The organism is Dolichospermum sp. DET69, from assembly GCA_017355425.1.
In the GTDB taxonomy this organism is placed as follows: Bacteria; Cyanobacteriota; Cyanobacteriia; order Cyanobacteriales; family Nostocaceae; genus Dolichospermum.
Genome location: CP070233.1, coordinates 2,578,603 through 2,593,293 on the forward strand (window position 1 = coordinate 2,578,603; position 14,691 = coordinate 2,593,293).

The 14,691-nt window shown below is 38.5% G+C and carries 11 protein-coding genes and 1 pseudogene; 8 read left to right on the forward strand and 4 right to left on the reverse strand.

Annotated features, from left to right (window positions below; all coding sequences use genetic code 11):
- Positions 1-170 precede the first annotated feature (170 nt).
- Both EZY12_11815 and EZY12_11820 read left to right on the forward strand, forming a co-directional pair.
- Positions 171-929: a peptidylprolyl isomerase gene (locus EZY12_11815; protein QSX70185.1), complete on the forward strand. Its 759-nt coding sequence runs from the start codon at positions 171-173 to the stop codon at positions 927-929.
- Positions 878-3,544 (forward strand): annotated as a pseudogene (locus EZY12_11820) (type I secretion system permease/ATPase). Before EZY12_11815 ends, EZY12_11820 begins: the two are co-directional and overlap by 52 nt.
- A 758-nt stretch (positions 3,545-4,302) precedes the next feature.
- On the opposite strand, the gene EZY12_11825 reads toward EZY12_11820, so the two are convergent.
- Entirely contained in the window at positions 4,303-5,271 is a 969-nt protein-coding gene (locus tag EZY12_11825) for an ROK family protein (protein QSX70186.1), read from the reverse strand.
- Positions 5,272-5,706: 435 nt separating this feature from the next.
- Here EZY12_11825 and EZY12_11830 point away from each other — a divergent pair, with 435 nt between their 5' ends.
- The 6 genes from EZY12_11830 to EZY12_11855 all read left to right on the forward strand — a co-directional run bounded on the left by EZY12_11830 (position 5,707) and on the right by EZY12_11855 (position 9,724).
- Positions 5,707-5,910: a hypothetical protein gene (locus EZY12_11830; GenBank protein QSX70187.1), complete on the forward strand. Its 204-nt coding sequence runs from the start codon at positions 5,707-5,709 to the stop codon at positions 5,908-5,910.
- Positions 5,911-6,003: 93 nt separating this feature from the next.
- Positions 6,004-6,978, forward strand: a complete 975-nt coding sequence (locus EZY12_11835; protein QSX70188.1) for a sucrase ferredoxin — start codon at positions 6,004-6,006, stop codon at positions 6,976-6,978.
- Between the two features lie 63 nt (positions 6,979-7,041).
- The gene (locus tag EZY12_11840) at positions 7,042-7,410 is read left to right on the forward strand and encodes a YtxH domain-containing protein (GenBank protein ID QSX70189.1); all 369 of its coding nucleotides are present in this window, start codon (positions 7,042-7,044) and stop codon (positions 7,408-7,410) included.
- Positions 7,411-7,421: 11 nt separating this feature from the next.
- The gene (locus tag EZY12_11845) at positions 7,422-7,877 is read left to right on the forward strand and encodes a hypothetical protein (protein ID QSX70190.1); all 456 of its coding nucleotides are present in this window, start codon (positions 7,422-7,424) and stop codon (positions 7,875-7,877) included.
- A 266-nt stretch (positions 7,878-8,143) separates the two neighbouring features.
- The gene (locus EZY12_11850) at positions 8,144-8,953 is read left to right on the forward strand and encodes a TPM domain-containing protein (GenBank protein ID QSX70191.1); all 810 of its coding nucleotides are present in this window, start codon (positions 8,144-8,146) and stop codon (positions 8,951-8,953) included.
- Between the two features lie 141 nt (positions 8,954-9,094).
- Positions 9,095-9,724: a precorrin-8X methylmutase gene (locus tag EZY12_11855; protein QSX70192.1), complete on the forward strand. Its 630-nt coding sequence runs from the start codon at positions 9,095-9,097 to the stop codon at positions 9,722-9,724.
- A 48-nt stretch (positions 9,725-9,772) separates the two neighbouring features.
- Here EZY12_11855 and EZY12_11860 read toward each other — a convergent pair whose 3' ends face one another.
- The 3 genes from EZY12_11860 to gndA all read right to left on the reverse strand — a co-directional run bounded on the left by EZY12_11860 (position 9,773) and on the right by gndA (position 14,627).
- The gene (locus EZY12_11860) at positions 9,773-10,456 is read right to left on the reverse strand and encodes a phosphate ABC transporter permease (GenBank protein ID QSX70193.1); all 684 of its coding nucleotides are present in this window, start codon (positions 10,454-10,456) and stop codon (positions 9,773-9,775) included.
- Positions 10,457-10,495: 39 nt separating this feature from the next.
- Positions 10,496-11,332, reverse strand: a complete 837-nt coding sequence (locus EZY12_11865; protein ID QSX70194.1) for a 4-hydroxy-tetrahydrodipicolinate reductase — start codon at positions 11,330-11,332, stop codon at positions 10,496-10,498.
- Between the two features lie 1,864 nt (positions 11,333-13,196).
- A complete protein-coding gene (gene gndA / locus EZY12_11870; protein ID QSX70195.1) occupies positions 13,197-14,627 on the reverse strand; it encodes an NADP-dependent phosphogluconate dehydrogenase in 1,431 nt (476 codons plus the stop codon).
- Between the last annotated feature and the right edge of the window lie 64 nt (positions 14,628-14,691).

Here is a 14,691-nt window from a genome sequence, read left to right on the forward strand (position 1 = left end):
ATCATCTAATATTATTTTTTAACAAAAATCAGGATATTTTATTACCAAATATTAATTACACATTTAATTTATCGAATCTTTATTATTGCTAGATATAGTTTTCTACTGTTTTCCCTATTATTTAATGGAAAGTCTTATAGATGTTTTAGTATTATTCTCAGAATTACTTCATGGAATCTTCATCTTTTTTAACTGTAAATAACCAAGAAATTGCCCTAGCTGAAGTAGTCAAATACCTACAAATATCGGGTAAATTAGGGAATTTTATCAGTGATGTCCTGCGTCAGCACGTAATTGAACAAGAAATTAATACCAGAACAGATATTGAGATTAGTTCTGCATTAATTGAACAGACAATTATTGATTTTCGCCTCAAAAATCAACTAACTGATGCACAAAAGTTCCAAGAATGGCTAACAAATAATGGTACAGATTACACAACATTTCATACATCTATTACCTTTAGCTTTCAATTAGAAAAACTCAAAGTATTAATCACAGAATCAAAATTACCAGAATACTTTATTGAAAAGAAGCTTTACTTAGATAGAGTTGTCCTTTCGCGGATTCTCGTTGATAGTCAAGAATTAGCAGAAGAACTACAAACTCAAATTGAAGAAGGAAGTAGTTTTGAACAACTAGCAAAAGAGTATTCATTGGCAGATGAACGAGTGTTTAATGGCATGATGGGACCTATTAGTCGGGGAACTATACCGGATGTATTGCGTGCGGCTGTAGATGCAACTACCCCTGGAAAATTGATCAAGCCCATAGAAATAGAAGGACGTTTTTCTTTATTTAGATTAGAACAAATTCTCCCAGCATCTTTAGAAGATCCTCAACTACAACAATCATTAACAAATGAATTATTTGAGAAATGGCTAGGGGAAAAGATTCAAAATCTTGCAGTCAAAATTCAAGTAAATTAATCCATCTAAAAAATCAATTTTAACTAATAAATGTGTTAAACAATTTACCCTGGAATGAACCGCCACTATCCTGGCTAAATGCTGAAGAACAAAGCGAATTAAAACAGCAAGCAGAAATCCATCACTACAAATTGGGTGAAAAAATTTGGTCACAAAAATTAGGTGGTGACCAGTTTTTTATTGTCACTGGTAAAGTTCGGTTACGAGAGGAAGAAGAAAATCAAACTGTAGCTACTTTAGAAACAGGAGATTGGTTTGGTAACTGTCAACAATTATTTGCTGATTGTAAAGCTGTCGCTGCTAGTAAGGAAGTTGTAGTAGTGTGTTGGAATTCGGCTTTATGGAAAAAATTTTTAAATCCTCAAGTTGATGAATTCTGGACGAATACAACAGAGGTAACGGAAAAAGAACCCATTCTAGCATTAACTAATTCTCCCATTTCTTTACCTGCTTCCACACCTCCTCAAGCAATAATTTCCAATTATCCCTTTGTGGGAAGTGGGAATACAGGTGCAGCTTGTTTAACAATGGTAGCGCAACATTTACAAAATCCTGTGCAATTAGAATGGGTACAACGCCAATTGCGGGGACAAAAACCTAAAAACATAGTAGAAGCAGCAGAAAAATTAGGGTTAGTATTGCGAAAAATCCAGGTAAATTGGCGTGAATTACGCCAATTATCTTTCCCCGCTTTATTATTGTGGAATCAAGATAATCAGGAAAGTAAAAATCCTCAATTAAATTGGGTTGTAGCTTATGGAATGAAAGGCAATCTTTTAATTATTGCCAATCCCCAAAATCCTGATTATTCTTGTGAACAATTACCTCAATCTGTGGTAGAAGATTGTTGGGACGGTACATTATGGCAAGCTGAATTAATTTCCCAACAAGAAAAATTTAATTTAGCTTGGTTCATGCCCGCAGTTTGGAAATATCGGGGCTTATTGGGTGAGGTTTTACTAGCTTCCTTTACCTTACAATTATTGGGTTTAGCTTCCCCATTAATTACCCAAGTCATCATTGATAAAGTGATGGTACAGGAGAGTTTAGCCACATTAGATGTCATGGCGATCGCTCTCTTGCTAGTTGCGACATTTGAATCTATTCTGGGTATGCTGCGGTTATTCATATTTACCCACACAGCCCGGCGTTTAGATTTGAGTTTATCAGCCCAACTTTTTCGCCATTTAATGCGTTTACCCTTGGCTTATTTTGAGTCGCGGAGAGTGGGAGATACAGTCGCCAGAGTCCAGGAATTAGAACAAATTCGTCAATTTCTCACAGGGACAGCTCTAACAGTAATTCTGGACAGTATCTTTGCTGTGGTTTACCTGGGATTGATGTTTTATTACAACATTCCTCTGACATTTGTAGCCTTAGCAGTATTACCATTATTTGCGACTTTAACCATTATCGCTACCCCAATTTTGCGAAATTGGCTAAATGAAACCTTTAACCGGAGTGCGGACAGTCAATCATTTTTAGTAGAAACAATTACTGGCATTCATTCAGTCAAAGCCCATGCAGCAGAACCAGTAGCTAGAGAACGCTGGGAAGGCTTATTTGCCCGCTTTATTCGCACCAGTTTTAAAGCCTCAACTACATCTAATATTAGTAGTAATATTGGTGACTTTCTCACTAACTTTTCTACATTAATCATTCTGTGGTTTGGGGCAAAATTAGTAATTGATCATCAACTGACAATTGGTCAATTAATCGCCTTTCAAATGTTATCTGGGAGAGTCACAAGTCCCCTATTACGGCTAGTACAGTTGTGGCAAAATCTCCAACAAGTGCTATTATCAGTAGATAGAATTGGTGACATTCTCAACGCTGCACCAGAAACAGAAGCAGGAACAGGTTTAGTATTACCACCCCTCAAAGGTGAAGTTAACTTTGAGCAAGTTTTCTTCCGATATAATGCCAACACTGAACCAGTATTAAAAGGAATTTCTTTTAATGTTGAACCAGGACAATTTATCGGTATTGTCGGCCGGAGCGGTTCAGGAAAAAGTACCCTTTCTAAAATTATCCAAAGGCTGTATCAAATTGAATCAGGACGCATCTTCATTGATGGATTTGATATTAAAAGTGCTGACTTAGCATCTTTACGCCAACAAATTGCTGTGGTTCTCCAAGAAGACTTTTTATTTAATGGTTCAATCTTGGAAAACATCACTTTAGGAAATCCAGATATTACCTCAGAGCAAGTTGTCGAAGCAGCCAGATTAGCAGTAGCCCATGATTTCATTAGTCAACTACCTTATGGTTATGAAAACAACGTTGGAGAAAGAGGTACAGCATTATCTGGAGGACAAAGACAAAGGATTGCCTTAGCCAGATTATTTCTAGCTTCTGCACCCATTCTCATCTTAGATGAAGCCACCAGTGCCTTAGATAGTGAAACCGAACAACAAGTATTACAAAACCTCAAAAATGTTTCCTCTAACCGCACCGTCTTTTTAATTGCCCACCGTTTTGCACCCCTCAAACGAGCCGATTTAATATTAGTCATGGAAAAAGGTGTAATAGCAGAACAAGGAACCCATTTAGAACTCTTAAAACAAAAAGGTTTGTATTGGTCACTTTATCAAAGACAACAGGCAAATATTTAATAATCTTGAAAATACCTAAACCAATAAATTAGGTAGGGGCAAACCCCCTGTGGTTGCCCTCAATCCGGGGTAGGCACGGGGGCGCTACCCCTACATCAAATCCCCAATCTTTTATCTTAATAATTTTGAAAATACCTAAACCAATAAATTAGGTAGGGGCAAACCCCCTGTGGTTGCCCTCAATCCGGGGTAGGCACGGGGGCGCTACCCCTACATCAAATCCCCAATCTTTTATCTTAATAATCTTGAAAATACCTAAACCAATAAATTAGGTAGGGGCAAACCCCCTGTGGTTGCCCTCAATCCGGGGTAGGCACGGGGGCGCTACCCCTACATCAAATCCCCAATCTTTTATCTTAATCATCTTGAAAATACCTAAACCAATAAATTAGGTAGGGGCAAACCCCCTGTGGTTGCCCTCAATCCGGGGTAGGCACGGGGGCGCTACCCCTACATTAAATCCCCAATCTTTTATCTTAATCATCTTGAAAATACCTAAACCAATAAATTAGGTAGGGGCAAACCCCCTGTGGTTGCCCTCAATCCGGGGTAGGCACGGGGGCGCTACCCCTACATTAAATCCCCAATCTTTTATCTTAATAATCTTGAAAATACCTAAACCAATAAATTAGGTAGGGGCAAACCCCCTGTGGTTGCCCTCAATCCGGGGTAGGCACGGGGGCGCTACCCCTACATTAAATCCCCAATCTTTTATCATCAATGTGGAGGTTAAATTTGTTTGTCTACCCGCAAATTCCTTAATCCAACACATTCAAACCCAAAGCAACAGCCCCCCATAAGGGTGCATCATCACCCAATAATGCTCGCACAACCTCAAAATTCACCTCTGGTAGTGCTGTTTCCCTAGCTACTTTCCGCACCACAGTCCAGAAATTATCCCCAGCTTTGGTGACACCACCACCTAAAATAAACCGTTGGGGATTCATGAGATTGGCTACATTGCCAATGCCTACACCCAAAGCCCAAGCGCCCCTGTATAATACTTCTTGTGCTATTTCGTCCCCGTTTGCTGCTGCGGCACTGACGACTTTACCTGTAAGTAAGTTGAGATCATTACCTGTCAAATACCTGAGTACGTCACCTCTGACTCTGGCATTAGTGCTGGGTGGTTCATTCTCCAACATTTCCCGCGCATTTTGCGCCATGTAGGGACCAGAAGCCAACCGTTCTACACATCCCCGTTTTCCACACAAGCATAAAGGACCTCTAGGATCTACCACCATATGGCCGATTTCTCCCGCCATTCCCAATGCCCCCCGCCAAAGCTTACCGTTAAGTATCCAGCCTCCACCCACGCCAGTGCTAATAGTAATGTAGAATAGGCTATCATATCCTTGTCCAGCCCCAAAGCGATGTTCACCAACAGCCGCAACATTAGCATCATTGTCTATACTGACAGGTGCGTCATAATCATCTTCCAGAATTAGTTTAAGGGGAACATTTTCCCAGCCAGGAACATGATGAGATAGTCGAACTAAGCCAGTTGTGGCATCCACTGGACCGCCAAAGCTGACACCAATAGCATCCGGTTTCCTTCCTCTTAACACAGAATCAATGAGCGATCGCATGATTTCTAGATCAGTCAAAGCATCACCATTTGGAGGAGAAAACCGTGATTCATAGTCCAACCACTCTTTCGCACCATTCTTGACTGTCGCTGCTGCCAATTTTGTCCCGCCAAAATCCAAAGCTAAGATTAATGTCATATAATTAAAAATAAGGAATTTACGAAACAACTATCAAGCATTCACCATTATTACTTAACAAGTATTTTACTGTAGTTCATGATGAAACCGTCTTCACTATTTGGATATAAAATATTTCTGCCTTAATTATCCTTATGTCATATATATAACCTAATCTATCACATTTGTGAATCCTATGATAATCATCATAACTTTTGGTTAAATAATGGAAATCGTTAAGTTTCATGAACAATAAATTAATACAAGGAGGTATTTTTGAAGAATTTACCTAAATTATAGAAATAGCTGCTTTAATAATTATGTTGGGTTAGGCTAAACTCAAAATACTTGACCAATTGAAAATAAAGTCTTATGGCTTTATATTTTTTTTACAAATAATTGAGAATATTTCTCAATATGAACAAATTAAGATATAATTTACCAACTAGTGAATCTATGCCACGGAGTATACAGACAAAAAATAGAAAATTCTATTTAGATTATGTAAAGCTAAAAATTCAACAGTTAAAAGTGAGGATTGATCATATCTATCAAACAAGTCATAAATTAGCCTCAAATATTCCAGAAATTATTCCTGTAAAATCTAAAAAAATGCTGTATTTTAACTTATTGGATCTTTTTTTAAAAGTATTTATTTAACCAGAGGCATTTTAAAAAACAAGATTTTTATTAAGTGCTTACCTAAATTGTTCCGAACCATTGTCCATAAAACCTCTATTCGAGTCAGTATAAATGAACAAATTTTTTTGTGCGGATAATTCACGAGAAATAGAAGAAGATATAATTGGTACTGCCACCAACTACCAAACCTATATTTTAGTAGAATGTCCTACCCCTTGGGTTTATGAAGCCTTTAACTCTAAATGGGTTCCAGATAACTTACGAAGTTTAGTAGAAGAGATCCAAAATGCCAAACTACCAATTCAATTTTTACTAGTTGCCAATGATGAATCCCATAAAGGAGAGGAAACAACCTTATTAATTTATCAGCAGCAAGAGGGATTCAGCCAAGGATACCGAAAGCGAGAATTTAAGTTACCAAATATTGAACAAGTAGCAGGATTTGTTAGTAAATGGTTAGCAGGTGTAAGTGTTGATTATGAAATAGAATCTGGTATCACCAGAGATATATTAATATGTACTCATGGTAGCCATGATCAATGTTGTGCTAGATATGGCAATCCTTTTTACTTTTACTCTCAAAATACCATTGCTAATTTACAATTAAATCAGACAAGAATTTGGAAATCAAGTCACTTTGGGGGACATAGATTTGCTCCCACAGCTATAGATTTTCCTCAAGGCAGATATTACGGACTTCTTGATCAAGATACTTTTAAATCAATTCTCACCCACACTGGGGATATACAATGCTTGGATAAAGTTTATCGTGGTTGGGGAATTTTACCAAATCCGCTGCAAATTTTGGAAAAAGAACTAATGCTGCGCTTAGGATGGAATTGGTTTAACTATCAGGTAACAGGGAAAATTCTCGAAAAAAGCTTAGATAATCAGACAATTCTGGGTGAATTAAGCTTTGAAAAACCTTCTGGTACTCACTATACCTATCAAGCCAAACTTGTCAAGGATGATGTAAAAACACAACCATTAAAAATTTCTTGTCATGTGCCAGGAAAGGTAGTATGTGTGAAATATGCTGTATCTCATCTTTGGCTGGTGGCTAAGAAGGTGGCAACTTATAGCTAAGATATAGCAAGAATAGAAAATAAATATATAAGATTAAGTTTTATGGAGTAGAAAACCCAAAAAATGTCTAATAATCGTTCTGGAATCTTTATTGGTGGTTTGATGCTAGGAGCAGCTATTGGTACTTTAGCCGGTTTACTAGTTGCTCCGCGCACAGGACGCGAAACCCGTAAACTAATTAAAAAATCCGCCAATGCTATCCCTGAATTAGCAGAAGATATTACTACCAGCGTCCAAATTCAGGCAGATCGTCTTTCTACTAGCACCCTGGAAAATTGGGATGAAACCGTAGACAGATTACGGGAAGCGATCGCTGTTGGCATAGATGCTACCCAGCGCGAAAGCCAATATTTAAATAAACAAAATACTGTAGATGTCAGCAGCACAGCAGACAACACCGATCCTCTGACTGAAAAATTAGAACGTTCATAAATGGCATAACCGTGATTGATCCTTTATTTTGGCTGGGACTATCCATCCTCTTAGTTGCTGCCAGCCTAACAGCCGTTTTGGTGGCAGCCATACCCGCTTTGCAGGAATTAGCCCGTGCTGCTCGCAGTGCCGAAAAATTCTTTGACACCCTTTCACGGGAGTTACCACCTACTCTCAGTGCTATCCGTAACACCAGCTTAGAAATCACAGACTTAACAGATGATGTTAGTGAAGGTGTCAAAAGCGCAGGTCAAGTTGTCAAACAATTTGATCAAAGCCTAGATAGCGCCAAAAAACAAGCAGAAAATATGCAAATCAGCACCCGTAGCGTCCTGATTGGCTTTAAAGCTGCTTGGAAGAGTCTTTCGCGGAAAAAACCCACTCAGAGAAATACTGAACGTTTGCCAACCAATGACAAACCATCAATGAAGAAAAATTCAGGAGTTAGGAGTCAGGAGTCAGAATGAATCAGTGGTGGATCAGAATCCCTCACTGATTGAAGACCACAAAATCTACAATTTGGTGGGGGTATTAAACCCGCTTATTCATGCACTAGTCATACAGATTGAATCTGACTCCTGTTAAATATTCACCCGTCCCAATTTCCCATCAGGTTTTGTTAAGATACCGAATATTAGAGTAAAGTAAAGAAGTGTAAAGAAATATCACTTTTACATTACGCTTTAAAAAGCACTCGTTACATTCTTCTCTTAATAATAGTATAAAAACGTTCATGCACCTGTGTTATTGGCGAAAAATTCTAGTATCAATTGCCGTATTTTGCTTTATTGGCTCGATCTGGGCAATTAATTCCCCATCTGCCCTAGCTTATGAAAATCCCGATTTACTACCCAGCTTTGTAACACCAGTAGTAGATTTAGCAAAAACTCTCCCTGACCCCCAGGAAAAAAAGTTAGTTCAAGAATTAGAACAATTTGAAACTGATACTGGCTGGAAATTGCGCGTCTTAACCCAATACGACCGTACCCCAGGGAGAGCAGTAATTAAATATTGGGGTTTAGATGATAAAAGCATTCTCTTGGTAGCAGATGCCCGTGGAGGCAATATTCTCAGCTTTAGTGTTGGTGATGCGGTTTATGAATTCTTACCCCGCACCTTCTGGATTGAACTACAAACCCGCTTTGGTAACTTATACTTTGTGCGTGAAGAAGGAGAAGATCAAGCCATTCTCCAAGCCCTAAATTCAGTCAAAGGTTGCTTACTCAAAGGTGGTTGTAACGTCGTTCCTGGACTGCCTAGAGAACAATGGATACTCACCCTTGTTACTTCCGCTGTTGGTGGGATTATTTGTGGTTTTGCGGGTCAATCCCGTGGTGACAAGAAAATACTTGGTTGGCAATGGGCATTAATTTTCTCACCTTTATGGGGAATTTTATTTATTGCCTTCGGTATTGCTCCAGTAATTACCCGTACAAGCGATTGGGTGCCTCTAGTTCGCAATATTTCCGCTTTTGTCATTGGCGCTTTAGTAGCTTATTTATCCCCCACGTTTAGTCGGCCTTCCTCCGGCGCTGAATCCTGAAAAGTTTTCACCACAGTTTGGGGATTAGGAAAGGGAATTTTGGCTTTTAGAGAACTCAAATCTTCATAGTTCAAAATCCCAAATTTCCTGATCCAAAAGACTGATAAGCTGAGAACTAATATATTAAGAAGCTAAATAGCAATGGAATGGCACGTGACTGATGCTCAAAGTTTGGCAATTATTGATAGTGAAATTGGTGATCATATTTTTTCACCAGCAGAGTATGAAATCGTCCGCCGCGTAATTTATGCTACGGCTGATTTTGAATATCAATCCTTAATTCGATTTTCAGAACACGCATTACAAGCTGGAGCAGCCGCCTTAGCTGCACGAATCACTATTGTGGTAGATGCACCAATGGTACAGGCAGGTATATGCTCCGATATTCAAAATACATTTGCTAATCCAGTGTATTGCAGTATGGAAGCACTAACACGACCCCAAAAAGAAAAAACCCGTGCTGCTTGGGGCATTGAAACTCTAGCTCGGCGTTATCCAGAGGGGATATTTGTAGTTGGTCAAGCACAAACAGCATTAACTGCACTAGTTGAATTAATTGAATCCGAAGAAATTAGACCCGCTTTAATAGTTGCTACTCCACCAGGGTTTATAAATTTAGAAACGGCAAAAGAACGATTACAAGAATCTCTAGTTCCTTATATCACTATTGAAGGTCGCAAGGGTAACGCTGTCGTCGCTGCTGCCATTGTTGACGGCTTAGTGGATTTGGCTTGGCAAGCCTATGGACAAGATCGGAATACGGGGGGTTGAAGATTATTTTTCCCGATTACCTATTACCCATTACCCATTACCTATTACCTATCTCTGTGTCTTCGGTGAACGGCGGCGGGGTTTTCTTTCCTGGTCTGCACGCAAGCGAATACTAACTTCATTGAAAAAGTCTTGGCGAACATAGGGATAATCACTTACCCACAGGTCACGACTAGGAATATATATATCGCTGAATTCTGCAATTGTGCTTAAATCAGAACTATTTGACATCACCACCATTTCGGCTATTTGACCACGAGCGATAACTTTGTGTTCGTTGCGGAGTGGGGCTTCAAACTCAACACTAAATCCTGTATCGTCGCCTATTTCTAAGTTAATCCGCTTTTCGCGGTTTTCGATGATTACTAACTCACCTTTACCATTAACGGTTTCCTGTTTACCCATTAATTTATCTGTAATCCACCAATCTAAGACTCGTCCCCGGAAAAAGCCACTGTATTTGTAACGGCGGCATTTTCCATTGCGGATACTTGCTTGGAATATGGGATACCAAAGCCAAAAGAAAGCCCCAAATATCCCAAAAAAGAAGATTAACCCAAATTCCAACCTAAACAAGAATTGAATGAGCAATAGCACAGCTAAGGTAACTACGGAAATTAGTATTCGCTGCAAAAAACTGCTTAACTTCCCCCAATAGTATTTATATTGTGGTCCAGAGGCAACCAGGGGGATGATTTGTTCAAATTTTTGGCGAGTTAAGGGAACGAGCATATTTTTGGCTTTTGGCTTTTAGATGGGAAAATCGCAATTTTAAAGAATTTTTTCTAATCCATATACTAATGACTTTAGCTGGTTAACTTTGCGAATGGCTAATAATACTCCTGGCATATAACAGGCGCGATCGCTGGTATCATGACGTAAGGTATAAATTTGCCCTGCTGCTCCAAAAATCACCTCTTGGTGGGCAATTAGTCCTGGTAAGCGGACACTATGAATTCTAATCCCTTCATCTGCTAAACTGCCTCTAGCTCCGGCTATTTTCTCCGTTTCTTCCACAATAGCAGCGTTAAAAGTTTTACCCAGTTCGCCTAATAATTGAGCAGTTTGAATGGCTGTACCGCTAGGAGCATCAGCTTTTTGATTATGATGGAGTTCGATAATTTCTACATGATCAAAATACTGGGAAGCTCTGACAGCGGCTTCTTGCAGTAGTACCATCCCAATGGAGAAGTTAGGAATAACTAAACAACCTGTACTGGCTTTTTCGGCAAAATCGGCTAATTCTTGGAGTTGTGCGGGACTTAAACCTGTAGTTCCCACAACTGGACGAATTCCATAGGCGATCGCACTGCGAATATTATTATACACTGCATCAGGATGGGTAAAGTCAACTAATACCCCTGGTTGCATCTGTCTTTCTCCAGCTACATACCCCAACATGGGTTCTAATTGATTGGTAATGGGTACTTCTAAGGGTTCACTTAAACCCGCTAGTTCCCCAGCGTCTTTACCTTGATGTTCGGGAGTCGTATCAATTGCACCCATTAAAGTTAAATCAGATGCTTGGGCTATTGCTTTAATTACCTCACGTCCCATTTTACCAGCAGCACCGTTGACAATGACTGGGATAGTAGATTGATTGCTCATAGATTTAACTATTTTTAATTCAACAATGAAATTGTCTCACAAATGCAAGTTTTATAAAAATATACTGGCAGTAAAGTTATCCAAAATGAATAATAATCCTTCTAATTCACTACCGTGTATACATCCTCAAATCCTGGATATCCTGATTCAGACTAAATATTCAAAGAAAATGTCAGAATCAGGATGCCCAAGATTAAAGGATTAACAGGATATGTTTTGATAAATTATGGTTTTATTGAATGATAGATGAATATATTTTTATTGTTCAAAAAAACAACTCATTAACTATTCACCGAAAATCTATAAATTGCCATCCTGTAAATCCTCAAATCCTGGATATCCTGATTCAGACTAAATATTCAAAGAAAATGTCAGAATCAGGATGCCCAAGATTAAAGGATTAACAGGATATGTTTTGATAAATTATGGTTTTATTGAATGATAGATGAATATATTTTTATTGTTCAAAAAAACAACTCATTAACTATTCACCGAAAATCTATAAATTGCCATCCTGTAAATCCTCAAATCCTGGATATCCTGATTCAGACTAAATATTCAAAGAAAATGTCAGAATCAGGATGCCCAAGATTAAAGGATTAACAGGATATGTTTTGATAAATTATGGTTTTATTGAATGATAGATGAATATATTTTTATTGTTCAAAAAAACAACTCATTAACTATTCACCGAAAATCTATAAATTGCCATCCTGTAAATCCTCAAATCCTGGATATCCTGATTCAGACTAAATATTCAAAGAAAATGTCAGAATCAGGATGCCCAAGATTAAAGGATTAACAGGATATGTTTTGATAAATTATGGTTTTATTGAATGATAGATGAATATATTTTTATTGTTCAAAAAAACAACTCATTAACTATTCACCGAAAATCTATAAATTGCCATCCTGTAAATCCTCAAATCCTGGATATCCTGATTCAGACTAAATATTCAAAGAAAATGTCAGAATCAGGATGCCCAAGATTAAAGGATTAACAGGATATGTTTTGATAAATTATGGTTTTATTGAATGATAGATGAATATATTTTTATTGTTCAAAAAAACAACTCATTAACTATTCACAGAAAATCTATAAATTGCCATCCTGTAAATCCTCAAATCCTGGATATCCTGATTCAGACTAAATATTCAAAGAAAATGTTAGAATCAGGATGCCCAAGATTAAAGGATTAACAGGATATGTTTTGATAAATTATGGCTTTATTGAATGATAGATGAATATATTTTTATTGTTCAAAAAAACAACTCATTAACTATTCACAGAAAATCTATAAATTGCCATCCTGTAAATCCTCAAATCCTGGATATCCTGATTCAGACTAAATATTCAAAGAAAATGTTAGAATCAGGATGCCCAAGATTAAAGGATTAACAGGATATGTTTTGATAAATTATGGCTTTATTGAATGATAGATGAATATATTTTTATTGTTCAAAAAAACAACTCATTAACTATTCACAGAAAACCTATAAATTGCCATCCTGTAAATCCTCAAATCCTGGATATCCTGATTCAGACTAAATATTCAAAGAAAATGTCAGAATCAGGATGCCTAAGATTAAAGGATTAACAGGGTATGTTTTGATAAATTATGGCTTTATTGAATGATAGATGAATATATTTTTATTGTTCAAAAAAACAACTCATTAACTATTCACCGAAAATCTTTCAAAATAGTCAAAGTTAATAATAATTAGGTCAGTAACCCAGCCCTAAAGAGACTGAGTTTCCTAGATACCGCGAGGTCTTATGAAAAGGCGGGGAAACCCCGCCCCTACAAGCAATTTTGCCGGAATAAATGGCAAGAACTAACTTTAAAGCTTAACCAGAAGGATCTTACTTCTGAGCTTCAGCAATGGGAACCCACTCAGTGTGGAAACTGCCTTCTTTGTCAGTCCGTTTGTAGGTGTGAGCGCCGAAGTAGTCGCGTTGTGCTTGTGTTAAGTTTTGTGGCAAGCGATCGCGGCGGTAACTATCGAAGTAATCTAAAGAAGCACTAAAAGCAGGAACAGGAATACCCAACTTAGCAGCGGTCACAATTACTTCCCGCCAAGCAGCTTGTCTATCCAGAATTGTTTGCTTAAATTCAGGTGCTAACAACAGGTTAGGTAAAGCTGGATTTTCGTCAAATGCTTTCTTAATCTTATTCAAGAAGCCAGCCCGAATAATACAACCACCTTTCCAAATCCGCGCCATTTCGCCCAAATTCAATTCCCAATTGTAAGTTTTGGAAGCTGTAGATAACAGAGCCATACCTTGAGCATAAGAACAAATTTTGGAACAATAAAGAGCATCACGCACCATGTTCACAAAAGCTGCAATGTCGCCACCATACTTAGCGTTAGGTCCAGTGATGATCTTAGAAGCAGCAATCCGTTCATCTCTAATAGAAGACATAATCCGGGCATTTACAGCGGCTGTAATTGTCGGAATCGCTACACCCAATTCTAAAGCAGTTTGTACAGTCCAACGACCTGTTCCCTTTTGACCGGCTGCGTCAACAATCAAGTCAACAAGCGGAATCTTGGTATCTGGATCAACGTAGGGGAAAATATTGGCGGTAATCTCAATCAAGAATGAATTGAGTTCGTCAGTTGTATTCCATTGAGCAAACACTTCATGAAGTTGTGCTGCATTTAAACCACCCACATTTTTCAGCAAGTCATAGGCTTCTGCAATTAACTGCATATCACCGTACTCAATACCGTTGTGAACCATTTTCACATAGTGACCAGAACCACCGGGTCCAATGTAGGTTACACAAGGACCGTCATCAACTTGAGCCGCTATTTTATTGAAAATTGGGGATAGGTACTCGTAGGAGCTTTTTGTCCCACCAGGCATGAGAGAAGGACCATTTAACGCGCCTTCTTCACCACCACTCACACCCATACCGACATAGCGTAAACCAATGGGTTCTAATTCTTGAGTCCGTCTGTCGGTATCTTCAAACCAAGAGTTACCACCGTCAATAATGATATCGCCCTCTTGTAATAAAGGCTTAAGCTGTTGAATTACCGCATCAACAGGCTTGCCAGCTTGTACCATCACCAAAATTTTGCGGGGACGTTCCAATGAAGCAACAAATTGTTCGAGGCTAAAAGCAGCTTTGACGTTCCGTCCTGGAGCGCGGTGTGCCATGAAGGCATCGGTTTTTTCACGAGAGCGGTTGTAAACTGTAATGGGGAAGCCATTTCTTTCCACATTGAGAGCGATATTTTCGCCCATAACCGCTAATCCAATCACACCGAAGCTTTGTAGTGTCATAGTTCAGTTCAAATCTTTTGTTTAGGTTTGGCTCTTCTGCTTGCAGATCCTTTCCCTTTAAGGG

Coding starts and splice junctions, on each gene's coding strand:
- EZY12_11815 (QSX70185.1), top strand. CDS start 171: ATGGAATCTTCATCTTTTTTAACTGTAAATAACCAAGAAATTGCCCTA.
- EZY12_11825 (QSX70186.1), bottom strand. CDS start 5,271: ATGACATTAATCTTAGCTTTGGATTTTGGCGGGACAAAATTGGCAGCA.
- EZY12_11830 (QSX70187.1), top strand. CDS start 5,707: ATGCCACGGAGTATACAGACAAAAAATAGAAAATTCTATTTAGATTAT.
- EZY12_11835 (QSX70188.1), top strand. CDS start 6,004: ATGAACAAATTTTTTTGTGCGGATAATTCACGAGAAATAGAAGAAGAT.
- EZY12_11840 (QSX70189.1), top strand. CDS start 7,042: ATGTCTAATAATCGTTCTGGAATCTTTATTGGTGGTTTGATGCTAGGA.
- EZY12_11850 (QSX70191.1), top strand. CDS start 8,144: ATGCACCTGTGTTATTGGCGAAAAATTCTAGTATCAATTGCCGTATTT.
- EZY12_11855 (QSX70192.1), top strand. CDS start 9,095: ATGGAATGGCACGTGACTGATGCTCAAAGTTTGGCAATTATTGATAGT.
- EZY12_11860 (QSX70193.1), bottom strand. CDS start 10,456: ATGCTCGTTCCCTTAACTCGCCAAAAATTTGAACAAATCATCCCCCTG.
- EZY12_11865 (QSX70194.1), bottom strand. CDS start 11,332: ATGAGCAATCAATCTACTATCCCAGTCATTGTCAACGGTGCTGCTGGT.
- gndA (QSX70195.1), bottom strand. CDS start 14,627: ATGACACTACAAAGCTTCGGTGTGATTGGATTAGCGGTTATGGGCGAA.